This window comes from Ornithinimicrobium faecis, from assembly GCF_023923225.1.
Classification (GTDB): Bacteria; Actinomycetota; Actinomycetes; order Actinomycetales; family Dermatophilaceae; genus Ornithinicoccus; species Ornithinicoccus faecis.
On the sequence record NZ_CP099489.1, the window covers coordinates 494404 to 512243 of the forward strand.

At 69.0% G+C, this 17840-nt stretch carries 16 protein-coding genes and 1 riboswitch; of the genes, 11 read left to right on the top strand and 5 right to left on the bottom strand.

The features are described from left to right. Positions 1 to 222: 222 nt before the first annotated feature. The 8 genes from NF556_RS02250 (at position 223) to NF556_RS02285 (ending at position 9674) form a co-directional block, all read left to right on the top strand. A complete protein-coding gene (locus NF556_RS02250) occupies positions 223 to 1395 on the top strand; it encodes an acyl-CoA dehydrogenase family protein (protein WP_252593884.1) in 1173 nt (390 codons plus the stop codon). Further along, positions 1392 to 3572, top strand: a complete 2181-nt coding sequence (locus NF556_RS02255; protein ID WP_252593885.1) for an acetate--CoA ligase family protein — start codon at positions 1392 to 1394, stop codon at positions 3570 to 3572. The genes NF556_RS02250 and NF556_RS02255 overlap by 4 nt, the downstream gene beginning before the upstream one ends. 82 nt (positions 3573 to 3654) lie before the next feature. Continuing rightward, positions 3655 to 5094 carry an MFS transporter gene (locus NF556_RS02260; RefSeq protein ID WP_252593886.1) on the top strand — a complete coding sequence of 480 codons (1440 nt, stop codon included), beginning with the start codon at positions 3655 to 3657 and terminating at the stop codon, positions 5092 to 5094. Positions 5095 to 5098: 4 nt separating this feature from the next. Beyond that, positions 5099 to 5854, top strand: a complete 756-nt coding sequence (locus NF556_RS02265; protein ID WP_252593887.1) for an SDR family oxidoreductase — start codon at positions 5099 to 5101, stop codon at positions 5852 to 5854. A gap of 58 nt (positions 5855 to 5912) precedes the next feature. Then, on the top strand, positions 5913 to 6671 hold the full coding sequence (fabG, locus tag NF556_RS02270) for a 3-oxoacyl-ACP reductase FabG (RefSeq protein ID WP_252593888.1): 759 nt from the start codon (positions 5913 to 5915) through the stop codon (positions 6669 to 6671). Positions 6672 to 6698: 27 nt separating this feature from the next. After that, entirely contained in the window at positions 6699 to 7916 is a 1218-nt protein-coding gene (locus NF556_RS02275) for an acetyl-CoA C-acetyltransferase (protein ID WP_252593889.1), read from the top strand. A gap of 111 nt (positions 7917 to 8027) precedes the next feature. Then, positions 8028 to 9182, top strand: a complete 1155-nt coding sequence (locus tag NF556_RS02280) for a TolB-like translocation protein (protein ID WP_252593890.1) — start codon at positions 8028 to 8030, stop codon at positions 9180 to 9182. 147 nt (positions 9183 to 9329) lie between these two features. Further along, complete coding sequence (locus tag NF556_RS02285; RefSeq protein WP_252593891.1) at positions 9330 to 9674, top strand: nitroreductase/quinone reductase family protein; 345 nt, start codon at positions 9330 to 9332, stop codon at positions 9672 to 9674. A gap of 35 nt (positions 9675 to 9709) precedes the next feature. On the opposite strand, the gene NF556_RS02290 is transcribed toward NF556_RS02285, so the two are convergent. Continuing rightward, positions 9710 to 9940 (bottom strand): Uma2 family endonuclease, encoded by a 231-nt coding sequence (locus tag NF556_RS02290; protein WP_252593892.1) that lies wholly within the window; start codon positions 9938 to 9940, stop codon positions 9710 to 9712. 253 nt (positions 9941 to 10193) lie between these two features. Between NF556_RS02290 and NF556_RS02295 the strand changes: the two genes are divergently transcribed. Beyond that, entirely contained in the window at positions 10194 to 10691 is a 498-nt protein-coding gene (locus NF556_RS02295) for a hypothetical protein (RefSeq protein ID WP_252593893.1), read from the top strand. A gap of 93 nt (positions 10692 to 10784) precedes the next feature. Here NF556_RS02295 and NF556_RS02300 read toward each other — a convergent pair whose 3' ends face one another. Beyond that, the gene (locus tag NF556_RS02300; protein ID WP_252593894.1) at positions 10785 to 11168 is read right to left on the bottom strand and encodes a DoxX family protein; all 384 of its coding nucleotides are present in this window, start codon (positions 11166 to 11168) and stop codon (positions 10785 to 10787) included. A 69-nt stretch (positions 11169 to 11237) separates the two neighbouring features. Here NF556_RS02300 and NF556_RS02305 point away from each other — a divergent pair, with 69 nt between their 5' ends. Then, positions 11238 to 11957, top strand: coding sequence for a TetR/AcrR family transcriptional regulator (locus tag NF556_RS02305; protein ID WP_252593895.1), 720 nt, complete (start codon positions 11238 to 11240; stop codon positions 11955 to 11957). Then, positions 11954 to 13717: a GMC family oxidoreductase N-terminal domain-containing protein gene (locus NF556_RS02310; protein ID WP_252593896.1), complete on the top strand. Its 1764-nt coding sequence runs from the start codon at positions 11954 to 11956 to the stop codon at positions 13715 to 13717. Before NF556_RS02305 ends, NF556_RS02310 begins: the two co-directional genes overlap by 4 nt. Before the next feature lie 185 nt (positions 13718 to 13902). Here NF556_RS02310 and NF556_RS02315 read toward each other — a convergent pair whose 3' ends face one another. The 3 genes from NF556_RS02315 to NF556_RS02325 all read right to left on the bottom strand — a co-directional run bounded on the left by NF556_RS02315 (position 13903) and on the right by NF556_RS02325 (position 17660). Then, on the bottom strand, positions 13903 to 15438 hold the full coding sequence (locus tag NF556_RS02315; RefSeq protein ID WP_252593897.1) for a M20/M25/M40 family metallo-hydrolase: 1536 nt from the start codon (positions 15436 to 15438) through the stop codon (positions 13903 to 13905). A gap of 129 nt (positions 15439 to 15567) precedes the next feature. Continuing rightward, positions 15568 to 16038 carry a flavodoxin family protein gene (locus NF556_RS02320; RefSeq protein ID WP_252593898.1) on the bottom strand — a complete coding sequence of 157 codons (471 nt, stop codon included), beginning with the start codon at positions 16036 to 16038 and terminating at the stop codon, positions 15568 to 15570. Between the two features lie 86 nt (positions 16039 to 16124). Then, on the bottom strand, positions 16125 to 17660 hold the full coding sequence (locus NF556_RS02325; RefSeq protein WP_252593899.1) for an aldehyde dehydrogenase family protein: 1536 nt from the start codon (positions 17658 to 17660) through the stop codon (positions 16125 to 16127). Beyond that, positions 17659 to 17793: riboswitch (cobalamin riboswitch) on the top strand. Its footprint overlaps the gene before it by 2 nt. Positions 17794 to 17840 lie beyond the last annotated feature (47 nt).

Sequence of the window (17840 nt, forward strand, 5' to 3'; positions counted from 1 at the left end):
GGTTAGATCTAGAGTGGAATTCTAGAGCAACGTTCTAGTACGGATGTGTCGCGCTGTCAATCCCTGGGGTCTCGCGTGACCAGGTGGCGGCGACCATCAGGATCGCGTTCGGCAAAGTTTTGGAAAAGGGTCTTGACGGGGTCGCAGCCGTCAGGCATGCTCAACCCCAGGATTCTAGAGGATGATTCTAGAAACGCGTTCGACACGAGCAAAGGAGCTGGGATGGTCGACTTCTCCCTCACTGAGGAGCAGCGGGACGTTCGGAATGCAGTGCGGTCCTTCATCGAGAAGGAGGTCATGCCGTTCGAGGCTGAGGTGCTGCGCAACGAGCGCGAGGGCCGGCCGAGCCTGGAGCCCGGCGTGCTCAAGGAGCTGCAGCAGAAGGCGCGCAAGCACGGCTACTGGGGCATCAACACCCCGGAGGACTACGGCGGCATGGCTGTCGGACCCGTGCTCAGCGCCATCATCGCCGGCGAGGCGGGCCGGACCTATGTCCCGTTCCGCTTCGGTGGCTCCGCCGACAACATTCTGTATGCCGGCACCAAGGAGCAGCAGGAGGAGTTTCTGCTGCCGACGATCGAGGGCGAGCGGCGCAGCTGCTTTGCGATCACCGAGCCCGGTGCGGGCTCCGACGCCCGCAGCATCCAGACCAAGGCCGTCCAGGACGGCGACGACTGGATCATCAGCGGCGAGAAGATCTTCATCACCAACGGCAACGAGGCCGACTTCGTCATGGTCTTCGCGGTCACCGACAAGGAGAAGGGCGCCGACGGCGGCGTCACCTGCTTCCTGGTCGACCGCGCCATGGGCTGGACCTCCGACCCGATCGCCACGATGGGCGAGTGGGGACCGGCGTCCCTGCACTTCGACAACGTCCGCGTCCCGAGCCGCAACATCCTCGGTGAGGTCGGCAAGGGCTTCGAGCTGGCCATGCGCTGGATCGGTCAGGGCCGCTACATGATCCCGGCCGGTGCGTTGGGCGGCGCCGAGCGCATGCTCGAGATGGCGATCGACTATGCAAACACGCGCCACTCGATGGGTCGCCCCATCGCCGAGTATCAGGGCATCCAGTGGCACATCGCCGACAGCGCCGTCGAGCTCGAGGCCGCGCGCTGGCTGACCCTGTTCGCCGCCTGGCAGGTCCAGGAGGGCAAGGACGCCCGGCAGGCCTCCTCGATCGCCAAGCTGAGCGGCACGACCATGGCCAACAAGGTGGTCGACCGCGTGCTGCAGATCCACGGCGGCATGGGCTACACCAAGGAGCTCCCACTCGAGCGCTGGTATCGCGAGCTGCGCCTCCTGCGCATCTTTGAAGGCACCGACGAGATCCAGAAGCGCACCATCGCGCGCAACCTGCTCAAGGGGCACGTCAAGGTTGGTGACTCGCTGCGATGACCACCATGGACGGGTTCTTCACGCCGAGCAGCGTCGCGCTGGTCGGGGCCACGGACAAGTCCGGCTGGTCACTCAGCACCTTCAACAACCTGCGCGACCCCGAGCACGGTTATCCGGGCGAGGTGTATCTGGTCAACCCGCGCACCGAGGTGGTGCACGACACCGCGGCCTATCCGAGCCTGACGGCCATCGGCAAGCCGGTGGACCTGGCCTATGTGATGACCCCGGTCTCGGTTGTGCCCCAGGTGCTGCGCGAGGGTGCTGCCCTCGGCACCCGGCACTATGTCGTGCTGACCGCAGGCTATGGCGAGGTCGGCGGCGAGGGTGCGGTGCGCGAGCAGGAGCTCGCGGACCTGGCCGAGGAGCTCGACCTGGTCGTGCTCGGGCCCAACGGCAACGGCTTCATCAATGCTGCGATGAAGACCAACCCCTACGGGTTGCCGATCCCCAAGCCGTTGATCTCGGGCAACGTCGGCGTCGTGCTGCAGAGCGGTGGGTTGGCCAGCAACGTGCTGGCCTTCGCCCAGGCCCGCAACATCGGCGTCAGCCTGCTCACGTCGATGGGCAACGAGACCGTCGTCAGTGTCACCGACGTCGTCTCCGCCCTCGTCGACGACCCAAACACCAAGAGCATCGCGCTCTTCCTGGAGGCGATCCGCAACCCGGAGGAGTTCCGTGAGGTGGCGAACCGAGCGCTCGCCGCCGGCAAGCCGATCGTGGCGCTCAAGGTCGGGCGCAGCGAGAAGGCCTCTCGGACAGCGCAGGCGCACACCGGTGCGCTGGTGGGCGACGACAAGACCATCGATGCGGTCTTCAAGCAGCTCGGTGTCGTGCGGGTGGAGTCGTTGGAGGACCTCATGGTCACCGCAGGCCTGCTGGCTGAGACCGGACCGCTGCCGGGCAACCGCATCGGCGTGGTGACCCCCTCCGGAGGTGCCTCGGAGATCATCGCCGACCGGGCGGATATGGAGGGGCTGGACCTGCCCGACTTCTCCCCGGAGATCACCGCCGAGCTGAAGGCGATCGTGCCGGAGTTCGCGACGGTCGCCAACCCGTTGGACGTCACCGGCTTCGTGCTGCTCGACCGCACCCTGCTGGGGCGGGCGGCCGAGGCTGCAGCCAAGGAGCCGGCGATCGACCTGGTGGTCCTCCTGCAGGACCTGCCCAAGTCGACGCCCTCGATGGACGACACGGTGGCGGCCTTCACTGCCAACGCCGAGATCCTGGCCAAGTCACCGGTCCCGGTGGTGATCATGGGCAACGTGCTCACCGACATCAACGAGGTCGGGCGTGAGGTCACCAGACGGAGCAACTATCCGATGATCCTTGGTGGCATCGAGCACGGCATGGCTGCCATCGGGCACGCCGTTCGGTGGAGTGAGACCTATCGGCGGGCTCAGGAGCGCCGGGGCACCGGCGACGGCGGGTCCGTGGTCCGGTTGCCCACCACGGATGCCTCGGGTGTCTGGGCCGAGCATCGCGCCGGGTCCTTCCTGCGCGAGCACGGCGTGCCGATTGTGCCGACCGAGCTGGTCTCCGATGCCGACGCTGCGGCTGCGGCGGCGGACGAGGTGGGCTATCCGGTGGTCCTCAAGGCTGCTGCCGAGGGACTGGCGCACAAGAGCGACATCGGTGGGGTGCATCTCGGCCTGGCCAGTGCCGACGCGGTCCGAGAGGCCTTCGGGTCGATGCAGGCCAGCCTCGCTGAGCACGGGCACCCGGAGTCACAGGCGATCATCCAGCCGATGCGGTCCTCCGGGACCGAGCTGCTGGTCGGGGTTGTGCGGGACCCGCAGTGGGGCCCCACCCTCGCTGTGGCGATGGGTGGCATCTGGGTCGAGGTCATGGCCGACTCGGCCCTGCGGGTGCTGCCGGTTGACCGGCAGGAGGTCCGTGAGGCGATCGAGGAGTTGCGCGGCGTCGGCATGCTGCGGGGGGCCCGCGGCACGCCGGCCACGGATCTCGACGCGCTGGCGGCGGTGATCCACCAGGTCGGCGAGATCGCTGTCGGGCTGGGCGATGACCTCGAGTCCCTGGAGATCAACCCGTTGCTCGTCCACGGCGACCGGATCGAGGCGCTCGACGCGTTGATCACCTGGCGCTCGGACGGCGAGCCCAATGGCGGTCAGGGCGCCTCCACCCCATCCGACGACGAGGTCAGTCGGCGCGGAGCCTGACGTCTCATGACCACGGACCTGTTGGCCGTGGGTCATGCCCTGCACGGGGGCGTGGCCCACGGTCGACACACCAGGAGGTGCTGTGCACGACCATGCCAAGCCAGTGCAGTCGCCATGGCTGACACTCCTGGTGGTCTGCACGGTCAGCACCCTGCTGGCCCTCAACGGCAGCACGCTCAACATCGCACTGCCTGTGCTGGTGCGGCACTTCGATGCAGATGCCAGCGCCGGCAGCTGGCTGCTCCTGAGCTACATGATGGCCAACAGCGCCACCCTGGTGATCTTTGGTCGCCTCGGCGACATGACCGGTCAGCGCCCCATCTATCTCATCGGGTTGACCACCTTCACGGTGAGCAGCATCCTGTGCGGCTTTGCTCCCAACATCGAGACCCTCATCGTGGTGCGCTGCATCCAGGGGCTGTCCTCGGCGATTCTGCTCACCAACGGCGCCACGCTGATCCACGGGGCCTTCCCGCCCGAGTTGCTCGGCAAGGCGATGGGCTATTACACGGCCTCGTTCTCGGTGGCCAGCCTGGTGGGTCCCACCCTGGGCGGCTTCCTGGTCGAGGCGGCCGGGTGGCAGTGGGTCTTCTGGTTCAACGTGCCGCTGTGTCTGCTGGGCCTCTATTGGGGCGCCCGGCACCTGCGCGGCGAGCCCCCGCTGGACGGGGACCAGTCCCTCGACGTGGGGGGCAACATCATCACGATGGTCAGCCTGCTCCTGCTGACCTTTGGCATCTCGCAGGCGACCGATCTCGGGTGGGCCAACGTCCAGGTCTGGGGGCTGGCCCTGGTGGCGGTGCTCCTGGTGCCGGTCCTGGTCCGGATCGAGCGCCGGGCCAAGGACCCGATCTTCGACCCGGGCGTGCTGCGCACCAACGGCGTGGTGGGCATCTATGTCGGCGGCGCGCTCAACGCTGCCGGCCGGTTCCCCCTGGTCACCATCATGAGTCTGTATTTCCAGATCATCCTGGGCCGCAGCGCCCTGTCCGCTGGTCTCTGGCTGTTGCCGATGCCGATCGCCACCATCAGCGCGGCGATGTGCATGGGCTGGCTCAGCTCACGACGCAACGCACGCCAACTGAGCACCGCGGGCTCCGCCCTGGGACTGATGGGCCTGATCACCGTGACGCTCAGCATCACCACCGGAGTCGAGTGGGGGATCCTGGTCGGCCTGGCCATCACGGGCAGCGGCACCGGAGTCTTCCTGGGCGCCAACGCCACCGCCCTGCTGCAGGCCCTGCCCGAGGGCAAGGCGGGGGTCGGCAACGCGGTCCGGCTGATGGTGCAGAACGGCGGCACCCTGGTCGCCACGGCGGCCGTGCTGACGATCATCACCAGCTCGGCGGCCCCCGGGCTGCGCAGCGCGGTCCTCGGCGGCGACCCCGGCGGGATGGACCCGAGCGAGCTGCTGCCCGGCTTCCAGTGGGGACTGATCGCCATGATCGTGCTCTCCGTCGGCGGCCTCCTGGTCTGCATCCACAACCAGCGCATCATGCGCCCACCTCATCTCAGGAAGTGACCCCATGCGAGGACTGAGCGGACGGACCGCCATCGTCACCGGAGCCAGCCGTGGCATCGGCTATGCCATCGCCGAGCGCCTCATCGCCGAGGGGGTGCGCGTCGTCATCACCGGGCGCAAGCAGGACGCCCTGGCCGAGGCGGTGACCACCCTCGGCGGGCCGGAGGTCTGTCTGGGCGTGCCCGGCAAGGCCGACGACCCGGACCACCGGGTCGAGGCGGTGGCCGCAGCTGCGCAGACCTTCGGTCCGGCCACGCTCCTGGTCAACAACGTCGGCATCAACCCGGTCTATGGACCACTGATGGCGGCCGACCTGGGGGCCGCGCGCAAGATCGTCGAGGTCAACGCCCTGGCGCCACTGGCCTGGACCCAGGCGCTCTTTGGCGCGGGGGTGACCGAGGCTGCACCCGCAGAGTCGGGGGCCGTCGTCAACATCTCCTCCACCGCCGGGCAGGGCACCGCCCCGGGCATCGACCTCTATGGCGCGAGCAAGGCGATGCTGGACCACCTCACCCGCGGTCTGGCCCTCGAGCTCGCTCCGCGGGTGCGGGTCAACGCTGTTGCGCCGGCCCTGGTCCGGACCCGCTTCGCTGCTCCGCTGATGTCCCAGGGCGAGGAGGTGGCGGCGACCCGCTACCCACTGGAGCGGATCGGCATACCGGATGACATTGCCTCAACGGTCGCCTTCCTGCTCTCTGACGAGGCCGCGTGGATCACCGGCACCCTGCACACCATCGACGGCGGAGCCCGGCTGCGCTGAACCCCACCCGGCCCACTGCGTCCGGGACGACAGATCACCCCATCACAAAGGAGAAAACATGTCTGCAGACAACAGGGTCGCCATCGTCACCGGCGGAGCCCGAGGCATCGGTGCCGCGACGGCCAAGCGCCTGGCGCAGGACGGCCACGCCGTGGCGATCTTTGACCTCAACGAGGCCGACTGCGCGCAGGTGGTCTCAGAGATCACGGCTGCCGGCGGCAAGGCCCTGGCGGTCGGGGTCGACGTGGCCGACGAGGACGCCGTGCAGGCGGGCGTCGACAAGGTGGCCGCTGAGCTCGGGCCACCGGTGATCCTGGTCAACAACGCCGGCGTGCTGCGGGACAACCTGCTCTTCAAGATGTCCGTGGAGGACTGGGACACCGTGATGAGCGTGCACCTGCGCGGCGCCTTCCTGATGAGCCGTGCCTGCCAGGCGCACATGACCAAGGAGGGCTATGGCCGCATCGTCAGCATGTCGAGCTCGTCAGCCAAGGGCAACCGTGGCCAGACCAACTACTCCGCGGCCAAGGCTGGTCTGCAGGGCTTCACCAAGGCGGTCGCCCTGGAGCTCGGCAAGTTCGGCGTGACCGCCAACGCGGTCGCGCCCGGGTTCATCCAGACGGACATGACGGCAGCGACGGCCGCCCGCGTCGGGATTCCCTTCGAGCAGATGATCGAGGGCGCCAAGGAGCGCAGCCCCGTCAAGCGAGTCGGCCAGCCCGAGGACATCGCCAACACGGTTTCCTTCCTGGCCTCCGAGGGCTCCGGCTTTGTCACCGGCCAGGTCATCTACGTCAGCGGCAGCCCGCTCGGCTGAGCGCGGACCAACAGAGAGGCCAGCACAGTGGAAGCATGGATTGTCGGTGCTCGCAGGAGCCCGCTCGGTCGGGCGTTCAAGGGCAGCCTGAAGGACGTCCGTCCCGACGACCTGGCCGCGCGCGTCATCACCGCCGCGGTCGAGGGGACGGACGGGTTGACGTTTGAGGACCTGGAGGACCTCTACCTCGGCTGCGCCCAGCCGTTCGGGGAGCACGGTCAGAACCTGGCCCGGGTGGTGTCGGTGCTGCTGGGAGCCCAGGGCATGGGCGGCACCACGGTCAACCGCTATTGCGCCTCGTCGGTGCAGACCACCCGGATGGCCTTCCACGCGATCCTGGCCGGCGAGGCCCAGGCGCTGGTCAGCGCCGGGGTGGAGTGTGTGTCCAGGACGCCCAACTTCCGGGAGGCAGGCGTCGACACCCGGGCGTGGAACAACCCGGCCTTCGCGGCGGCCCAGGCGCGCACCAAGGCTCTCGCGGGCGGTGGCAGCGAGTGGCAGGACCTGACCGCCGAGGGCGAGCTCCCGGACGTCTATGCCGCCATGGGGCAGACGGCCGAGAACGTTGCCGCGCTCTGCAACGTCTCGCGGGCCGACCAGGATGCCTGGGCAGCCACCAGTCAGCAGCGTGCGATCGCTGCGATCGAGGCCGGGCTGTTCGACTCCCAGATCGTGCCGATCGAGCTGGCTGACGGGACGGTCGTCACGCGTGACGACGGCCCGCGGCCGGGCACCACGGTGGAGAAGCTGGCCACCCTCGACCCGGTCTTCCGGCAGGGTGGTTCGGTCACCGCCGGCAACAGCTGTCCGCTCAACGACGGGGCGGCGGCGCTGGTCATCACGAGCGACGAGTTTGCCCGCAGCCGGGGCATCAAGCCGCTGGCTCGCATCGTGAGCACCGCGGTGTCGGCCCTGAACCCGGAGGTCATGGGGCTCGGCCCGGTCGAGGCCTCGCAGCGTGCGCTCGCCCAGGCGGGGATGAGCATCGGTGACCTGGACCTCTATGAGATCAATGAGGCCTTTGCCGCGCAGGTGCTGCCGAGTGCCCAGCAGCTGGGCATGGACCTGGACAAACTCAACGTCCACGGGGGCGGCATCGCCCTCGGCCACCCCTTCGGCGCGACCGGCGCCCGCATCGCCGGGACCCTCATCGGGGCGCTGGAGGAGCGGGACGGACAGTTCGGTCTGGAGACGATGTGCGTTGGCGGTGGTCAGGGCATGGCCATGATCATCGAGCGCCTCTGACCCGTCGCCCGCTGGGGCACAGGCGCCGGTCCCTCGTATGCCGAGGGGCCGGCGTCACCTGTCAGCCGCCTCCTCTGTGGCCGGGAACGAAACGGGCTAGCCTCCCGTCGCATGGGCATGACTCCTCGACGTCTCGGTCGCGCGGCCGGTGTCCTTGCGCTGGGACTGCTGGCTGCCTGCTCGTCGGGAGGCCAGGCGGGTGAGCAGCACGGCCCCGGTCAGACGGGTGCTGTCGGCACCGCCGCCGCTGCCGGAGTCGGGGGCGGCGTCATCGGCGAGCCGGTGGTCGTGACGCTCGAGGAGGACGAGAGTGTCCTGTCGGTGTCGCCGTCGGGCGACCACCTGGTGACGGTCACAGAGCCGACGGTCCCCGAGGGCCAGGACGACTGGGTCGTGGAGGTCTGCGTCCGCAGCGGGCCGGGCTATCAGACGGCAGAATGCGCTGACGGTGGGGCGCTCGCGCGCTATCCGCGCGGGGCGGCCTGGAGCGCGGACGAGAGTATCCTGGCCTTCGTCTATCCGAGCAACCAGAAGGTCAACGTCGTGTGCCTGCTGGACGTGGCGACCGGTGAGGTCCGTGCGGTGACTGACCCGGACGAGCGGGTTGAGATCCCGGTGGTGCTGACGTGGCTGGCGGATGGTCGAGTCGGCTTCACCTGGGCCACGGCGGACGGCACCGAGATCCGTGCGGTGGACCCGACGGTCCCCGGAGCACCGGCCGAGACCTTGCAGAGCATCCCGGAAGCGACGATTGACGGCCTGTTTGCGGGCGGCTCCGGGCTCCTGGCGGAGGGAGAGATCGGGCAGGAGCAAGGGGTCTTCGACCTTGGTGACGGCGCGACCAGTCCAGAGTTGCGCGTGCCCACGGCTCGGGCCAGTGCTGTCGTCGCTGTCGACAGCATCGGCGAGCGGATCACCGTGCAGCGGTGGGACACCCACACAGCCCTCCCGCTGGCGGTGGTCGAGACGACCTCCGGGGCGGAAGTCGAGCTGGGTGAGACCGATCCTGCGCGCTATGCCTCTGCAGCCGACTTTGCGCCCGATGATCAGCACCTGCTGACGCTGAGTTACGTCGATGTTCACGGCGAGCTCGCCATCCGCGACCGGAGCATGGCGATCGTGGAGACCCTCACCTTTGACCGGCCGCGAGACTCCTTCTACTACGACGGCGTGGACTGGACCGAGCGCGGGATCGTCCTCACCACCAGCACGCAGGGGCAGGCGCAGCGTGTGTCCATCTTTCCGGTCGAGCCGCTCGGTTCTTAACGCCGGAGGCCACCCGCATGAATCGGCCGACCGCGCCGGACTCCTGGGTGTCGTGGCCCTGACGCCGGACGGGTGGATGAGTCACCTCCTGACTCACTCACCCGTCTGGCTCAACTGCCTCGCAGGCGCCGAGGTTAGGGTGCCCGTGTGAATGGACTCCAGCGCGCGGCGCGCGTCGTCAACACGGTGACGACGCCCTTGGTGCGTCTTCCCCTCCTGAGGCCGCTGCTCGGCCGGTCGATGACCGTGCTGACCTACACGGGGCGCCGCTCTGGTCGTGAGTTCCAGCTCCCCGTGGCTTATCGACGCAAGGCCGACGAGCTCACGGTGCCTGTCGCGCTCCCGGACCAGAAGAACTGGTGGCGCAACTTCGGTGATGAGGGAGCACCCGTGTCATTGGAGCTCAACGGGCAGACCAGGGCCGGCCACGGCCGCAGCGCCCGTGACTCCGAAGGTGCCGTCACCGTGCGCATCGTGCTGGACCACGTCTGACGCGTTGGCCGCCGGTGTGGAGGGACGGCGGCGACTCAGTCGCGCAGCAGGTGGTCCGGTGTGAACTCCAGCGGGAACGGTGCGCTCACGCTGACCTGCTCCGCGCCCTGCGCGCTGTGCACCTCGACGTAGTCCCCGTCCCGCAAGTCCCAGGCAGTGATCGACGGGACCAGCGGGTCGACGACCCAGTAGGACGCGGTCCCCGCTTCCCGATACCGATCCAACTTCAGCGTGAGATCGATGCGCCGAGTGCTCGGTGAGAGCACCTCGACCGCCAGCGAGGTCTTCCGGCTTGGAGTTCCGCAGTAAGACAGCAAGCGTGAGTACCGCCGTCTGGTGCCACCTACCGGGTGCTGGCGTCACGATGACGCTCCCGTCGAGCAGCTCGTAACGCACCGCAGACCCGCCCTCGACGCCGCGCAGCAACTCGAGGTCGTCCCGGGTCAGCGGACCCGCGTGCGGGATGACGGTCATGGTCCCCATGGTGCCTCCTTTCACTCGGGGCGGCATACTGCCCGGATGACCGACGCCGAGCCGCCCGCTGACATCGAGGGTGGCCCGGGCTGGATCATCAAGGGCACCACGCTGCTGCCGAGGATCACCGACCTGGACGCCTTCCGCGCCGGGATGACCGCTGACCCCTTGGCCGACGCGGTCGAGGCCCTCTGGTCAGGTGACGCGGTCCGCGCACGTGAGTTGCTGCATACGGCAGATCCCAGCGTGCGCGTGCGCGCACTGTTGGCCGACTGCGCCCGTGACCTGGGGGAGACGGACCAGGCACTGCAGACGTATGCCGACCTGCTGGCTGAGTGCACCGGCACACCCTGGGAGCCGGTGCTGAGACAGCATCACGGCAAGGCGCTGCTGGCAGCGGGGCGGGTCGAGGAGGCCCTGGCCGAGTTCGAGGTCGCCTACGAGCAGCGGGCTGCAGCTGGTGCTCCGGCGGACCTGCTTGCCTCCAGCGCCCAGGCGCGAGACCGCGCTCGCCAGCTCGTGGCAGCGCAGTCCGCCTCCTGACCCTGAACGACCGAGCGCGTGAGCGACGAGATTCTGCGGTGACCGAGCGCGTGAGGGCCCTGACTTTTTGGTGACTGAGCGCGTGATCGCGCGTCATGGGCGACCGGCGGCCCAGGCGATCTTGATCAGTGGCACCTGCAACGGCAGCCGGGCCAGGCTCACGGCGAACGCCGTCAGCGACTTCGCGTCGCGACGTCGGTTTGCGCGCCGCCCCAGATCCACCGACATCTGGGCGTTTGCGGGCCAGACCGCGGTGAGGAGGGCCGCACTCGCCAGACCTGCTGCCGGGCGGGTGCGCGGGTGCAGCAGGCCTGCGGCGCACGCGAGTTCGGCGACTCCTGAGGCAAGGACCAGCTCCCGTGACCACTCGCGCAGCGGCTTCGGGACGATGGGCTCGAAGGTTTCGGGGCGCACCAGGTGGATCACGCCGGACACGGCGAACGGCACGATCACCAGGGGCAGCCCTCGAGGTTCCATCTCGCCATTGTGTCGGCAACCCGCTCGGTCGATTGGCGAACACTGCTCTCGGATGTGAGGATCGCCGGTATGGCTAAGGCAGCGACGGCGAAGGCCCCAGCAGAGCCGGGCGCGCGGGAGCGCAACCGGGCCGAGGTGATGGCCCAGATCATGGCGGCCGGGCGCCGCGAGCTCACCGAGCACGGGGCCGACGGCCTGTCACTCCGCGCGGTCGCCCGCGAGATCGGCATGGTCTCCTCGGCCGTCTATCGCTATGTCGCCAGCCGCGACGAGTTGCTGACCCTGCTCATCGTTGAGAGCTATGACTCGATCGGGCTGGCCGCCGAGCGCGCTGCGGCCAAGGACGGCTCAGCGGTGGAGCGCTTCGTGGCCATCGCGCACGCCGTCCGTGACTGGGCCAGGAAGCACCCGCAGGAATACACCCTGCTCCACGGGTCACCCGTCCCCGGCTACAGCGCACCCCAGGACACCATCGTCTCGGGCACGCGGGTGCCCGCGGCCATGATCGGTCTGCTCATCGAGGAGCACGCTGCGGGGCGGGTCGCCCCACCGGATCCGAAAGCACCGCCGATCTCGCCAGCCCTGGCGGCGCAGTGTGAGTCGGTGCGGGAGTTCTTCGGCGGGGTCGACCTGCCCGACGAGCTGGTGCTGCGCGGCATCGCGGCGTGGACACAGGTCTACGGCCTGATCACGTTCGAGCTGTTCGGCCAGCTCCAGTCGACCTTCGAGCCCGCGGATGAGCTGATGGGGCACCAGTTCTCGCTCGCGGCAGCGCGCATCGGGCTGTGAGGGCTCCGCGAGTCCCGGAACACTGGGACGTCATCGTGGTGGGCTCCGGGTTCGGTGGGTCCGTGGCCGCGCTGCGCCTGTCCGAGAAGGGCTATCGCGTCCTGGTCCTGGAGGCCGGTGCCCGGTTCGCCGACGAGGACTTCGCGCTGACCTCCTTCCACCTGCGCCGCTATCTGTTCCGCCCGGAGATCGGGTGCTACGGCATACAGCGCATCGACACCCTCAACAACGCGATGATCCTCTCGGGGGCCGGCGTCGGGGGCGGGTCGCTGGTCTATGCCAACACCCTCTACGAGCCGCTGGACGAGTTCTATGCCGACCCGCAGTGGGCGCACATCGCTGACTGGCGGGCCGAGCTGGCGCCCTACTACGACCAGGCCAAGCGGATGCTGGGCGTGGTCACCAACCCGACGCACACGCCTGCCGATGAGGTGATGCGGCAGACCGCTGAGGAGATGGGCGTGGGGGAGACCTTCCGTCCCGCGCCCGTTGGTGTCCACTTTGGTGACGGCCCGGGTGTCGAGATCGAGGACCCCTACTTCGGTGGGGCCGGGCCGACCCGTGCTGGGTGCATCGAGTGCGGTGAGTGCATGACGGGGTGTCGCCACAACGCCAAGAACACGCTGGTCAAGAACTATCTGCACCTCGCAGAGGGACTCGGGGCCGAGGTCCGGGCGCTCAGCACGGTCACCCGGATCCGCCCGCGCACGGCCGTGCGAAACCTCCCTCAAAATGCGCGAGAGGCGTGCGAGACCTCCCTGAAAAATGGGTATGTCGTGACCGTGCGCGACACCCGGCCCACGCGGCTCGGAGGCCACGAGCTCACCGCCGACCACGTCGTCCTCGCGGCCTCGGCCCTGGGCACCCAGCGGCTGCTGCACCGCCTGCGCGAGTCCGGTGACCTGCCCGACCTGTCTCCGCGGCTGGGCCACCTCTCGCGGACCAACTCCGAGTCGCTGCTCGGCGCGATCCGCACCGGCGAGGGACCCGACTTCAGCCAGGGGGTCGCGATCACCTCCTCGATCCACCCCGACCCGCAGACCCACATCGAGCCGGTGCGCTATGGCCACGGCTCCAACGCCATGTCGGCCCTGCAGACCGTGCTCACCGACGAGGTCGCGGGCACGCCGCGGTGGCGCACCTGGGCGGGGGAGATGTGGCGACAGCGGCGGGTGCTGCCGCGCCTCTATGACCGCAAGCACTGGTCCGAGCGGACGGTGATTGCACTGGTCATGCAGTCGCTGGACAACTCGATCACGACCTATCAGCGGCGCAGCCGCCTCACCGGCCGTCGCGTGCTCGGCAGCAGGCAGGGGCACGGCGCCCCGAACCCGACCTGGATCCCGGTCGCGAACGAGGCGGTGCGGCGGATGGCGCGGATCGTGCGCGGCACCCCGGGCGGCAACATCGGTGAGCAGTTCAACCGTCCCCTGACCGCGCACTTCCTCGGGGGCGCCGTGATCGGTGACAGCCCTGAGACGGGCGTGGTCGATGCCTGTCACCGGGTGTTCAACTATCCGGGCCTGCACATCGTCGACGGGTCGACCATCTCGGCGAACCTCGGCGTCAACCCGTCCCTGACCATCACCGCCCAGGCCGAGCGCGCGATGGCGTTGTGGCCCAACAAGGGCGAGCCGGACCCCCGGCCAGAGCTCGGCCAGCCGTATGCCGTGACTCGCCCCGTCGCGCCTCTCACCCCCGCGGTCCCCGGCCCCGCGCCCGGTGCGCTGCGCCTCCCCATCTCCCCCGCAAAAAGATAAAGGTTTCGTACGCCCACCCGCATTTTGATAAAGGTCTCGTACGTCGCCCCGCATTTTGATAAAGGTTTCGTACGTCCTCCCGCATCTTGATAGAGGTCTCGTACGCACGCACACGCAGGGCGGCCACTGGTGCCCGCGAGGCGGGTCACCAGTGGCCGCACGTGTGAGTCGACGCAGAGACGACCCTAGAAGGTGCCCTCCGGGCCGGCGGGAGCCGGGATCTTGAAGTTGCCCGGCACCTTCTTGCCCTTGATGCCGTTCACCGACTCCGTGGAGTAGGCGAAGGTCATCACGGCGAAGGCCACCGAGTCGACGTTGACGTCCAGGGCGTGGGCGTCCACGTTGTTGATGCCGTCGCAGGCCTGGTGATAGCACGGGTCGAACCAGTCACCCGCTGTGCCACCCCAGATGCCAGCCTGCTCATCGGTCTTGACGCCCTCGGCCCCGGTGAACAGGCCACCGGAGGGGATGTCGTTGGCGATGAACGCCTGATAGTCGCTGCGACCACTGAACTGTGTGTCGTCATAGGGCTCGCCGGCGAAGGTATAGAAGGACTCGAAGGTCTCCTCGATGGCGATCGAGCCGTCCGGGATCGGCACACCGGCGGGGGCCGGGAACGTCGACTCGTTGGCGTCATAGACCCCGAGGAAGTAGTTCGGGGAGCCGATCATGTCGAAGTTCAGATAGAGCGCGACCCGGTCCAGCTCGGACTGCGGCTGGTCCGCGACCCACTCGGTGGAGCCGACCAGGCCGATCTCCTCCGCGCCCCAGAAGGCGAAGCGCACGGTGTTCTGCGGCTTGTGGTTGCCCAGCGACTCCGCGATCTCCAGCAGGCCCGCCGAGCCACTGCCGTTGTCATTGATGCCCGCGCCGCCGGGGACGCTGTCCAGGTGCGCACCGGCCATGACGACGTTGTTGTCGTTCTTGCCCGGCAGCTCGGCGATGACGTTGAGCGACTGCTTGGTCACGAAGTCGACTTGGACGTGGGCCGAGGAGCCGTCCGCCGCCAGTGCCACACCGTCGTCAAAGGTCATCCCGACGACCGGAATCGTCACGACCGATGGCACAAGCGTGGGGTTGAGCGGGCCGCACCGGTCCGGTGTGTCGCACTGGTTCATGATGACCACGGCGCTGGCTCCGGCAGCCTCGGCGTTCTCAGCCTTGAGGCCGAAGGCGCACGCGCCGCGCTGCACGAGCGCGATGTCGCCGGCCGTGAAGCCCGCAAAGTCCGCGGCCTCGCAGCCGCTGGTGCTCGCCCTCGGTGGGGCCAGGGCAAGGTCGACGGGCACCACGTCAGCCGTCACGTCGCCCTCGCCGGAGCCCTCGGCAACGTAGTGGTCGTAGCTCACGGCCACCGGCGTCAGCTGCTCAACGAGCGAGTCGGTGCCCTCATAGTCAAAGGGCACGGCCTCGGCGGTCCAGCCGGCGTCCTCCATCGTGTCGATGACGTAGTCGACGCTGGCCTGATAGCCAGGTGATCCCTCGGACCGGTCGCCGTGCTCGTCGGCGAACGCCTGGAAGGCCTCGAGGTGCTCCATCGCGCCGTCGCCGGTCGCACAGTCGAGCAACTTGTCATAGGTGTTGTTGTTGCGGTTGTCGCAGGCGACCGGATTGGCTGCCGGTTGGGCGGCGGTGCTGGGCAGGGCGACCAGGCCGGAGATGGCCAACGCTCCTGCGGCGAACAGCACGCCGACACTGCGAACTCGGGTGGATTGACTCATCGGTGCGACCTCCATGTCGCTCGGGGGAGGGGGGCCTCCCACCAGCCCTGAGGGTGAGCAGGGCATCAACGAACGTAGCGGTCCCAGGCCGCTGGCGGAAGACCCTGAGCGCACTGACCTCGCGCCGGATCAGCCCTCGGGCATGATCGTGGCAGCCAGGACCGCACCGAGCTCCCGGCAGGACTCCAGGGCCGCCTTGTCGGGTGCGCCCATGACCTCGAGCACGGGCGCGACAGGTTCCCAGCCCAGGGCAGAGGTGATGGCCCCGATGCCGCGGACCGCGCCCTCAACGCCCTCGTTGCCATGGACATACGCAGCGAACGGAGCCTTGGTCGTGGCGTCCAGGCACGGATAGTAGATCTGGTCGAAGAAGTGCTTCAGCGCCCCGGACATGTAGCCAATGTTGGCCGGCGTCCCCAGCAGAAACGCGTCTGCCTCCAGCACATCGACAGCGCTGGCCACCAGGGCGGGACGGACCACCACGTCCACGCCCGAGATCTCCTCGTCGCGGGCGCCGGCCAGCACCGCCTCGAGCATCGCCTGCATGCCGGGCGAGGGCGTGTGGTGGACGACGAGGAGCCGGGCGGGGGAGTCGTTCATCCTCCCAGGTTAGGGGCTGTCTGCGAGGGGCTAGAGGCCGTATGCCGTGGCGCACCGGACGCCTGTGCCCGACCGGCCCCTGTTGCTCACCTCTGCCAGGGGCGCGTGCCGTGCAGCAGAGTCACGGCGCTCGCAAAGATCCCGTCCACGCGTGCGCGACGCTGGAAGTTGGTCATGCTCACCGGCGGGGTGAACCGCTGGCGGGCAACGGATTTGGCATAGCAGAACTCGCGCAGACCGTCGGCCCCGTGGATCCGCCCGAAGCCCGAGCCGCCGACGCCACCGAAGGGCAGCTCCGGCAGCCCGGCGAAGCCGATCACGTTGTTGACCGAGGTCATGCCGCTGCGGACCCGCCGGGCGATCTCGGGCCCGTTGCGCCGGGAGAAGACGGCACCACCGAGCCCGTAGTCCACCGCATTGGCCGCCGCGACCGCCGCGTCCATGTCGGCCACCCGCTCCACGGTGATGACCGGCCCGAAGGTCTCCTCGGTCTGGATCCGGGCACCCTCGGGGATGTCCACCAGCACCACCGGCTGCAGCAGCCGCGCGGGATCGGTCAGCGCGCTGTCCGGCCCCACGCCATCGGTCGAGGCCGGGGCACCGACCACGGCGCGGGCACCGTCGGCCACCGCCTCCGCGACCTGGTCGTGGATGATGCGGACCTGCTTGGGCAGCGTGATCGGCCCGAGATCCGCGGAGTCATCGAGGCCAGCCCGGACCGCAGAGGCCTGACGCACGATCGCAGCGACCACCTCGTCATAGACGGCCGTGTGGGCCAGCACCCGCTCGACACCGATGCAGGTCTGACCGGCGTTGCTCAGACCGCCCCACACCGCCGCCTGCGCGGCAGCCTCCACGTCGGCGTCCTCGTCGACGATCAGCGCGTCCTTGCCGCCACCCTCGATCAGGACCGGGGTCAGCGTCTCCGCGCAGGTCGCCATCACCTTCTTGGCCGTGGCACTCGAGCCGGTGAAACCGAGCTTGTCCACCCCGGAGCGACACAGCGCCTCGCCCACCTGCGCCTCGCCCTGCACCACCTGCAGGCACGGGCTGCCGACGGCGCGCTCAAAACTGTCCGCGAGCCACTGACCCGTCCGCGGGGTGAGCTCGGAGGGCTTGAAGACCACCGTGTTGCCGCCGGCGAGGGCATAACCGATCGAGCCCATCGGCGTGAAGACCGGATAGTTCCACGGGCCGATCACGCCGATCACACCCTGGGGCAGATACTCCACCGTCGCGGCCAGGTGGGCGGCCAGCAGGGTCGACCCGACTCGCCTGCGGCCCAGCACCTTTGGCGCCTTCCGTGCGGCCCAGGCCAGGTGTTCGACGGCCAGACCGATCTCCAGCATCGCGTCGCCGTGCGGCTTGCCGGTCTCCTCCCGGACCACAGCTGCCAGGTCCTCCATGCCGTCGGTGAGCTCCTGGCGCCACCGGTCCAACAGGTGCCGTCGCCCGGCGAAACCGATGCTCGCCCACCACCGCTGGGTCTCGCGGGCCAGGCCGACCGCGCGGGTCACCAACTCGGTGGGGTCAACAGCTCTGTATGCCGAGGGCTCACCACCCTCGCCCACCGCACCGGTGCGGTGGCTGAGGGCTGGGCGCTCGGCATACGGCGTGGTCATGGTCCCCATCCTGACCCGCTAGAGTCGAGATCACCAAGGTCCCGTGGGGGAAGCCGGTGCGAGTCCGGCGCTGACCCGCAGCCGTGACCCATTCGTGGGGAGCCGGAGTGCCCGCGGGACCTGGAGCTCATTGATATCCGTCGTGGTCCGCGGATCGAGTCGCCAGCCGGATGTCCGGCC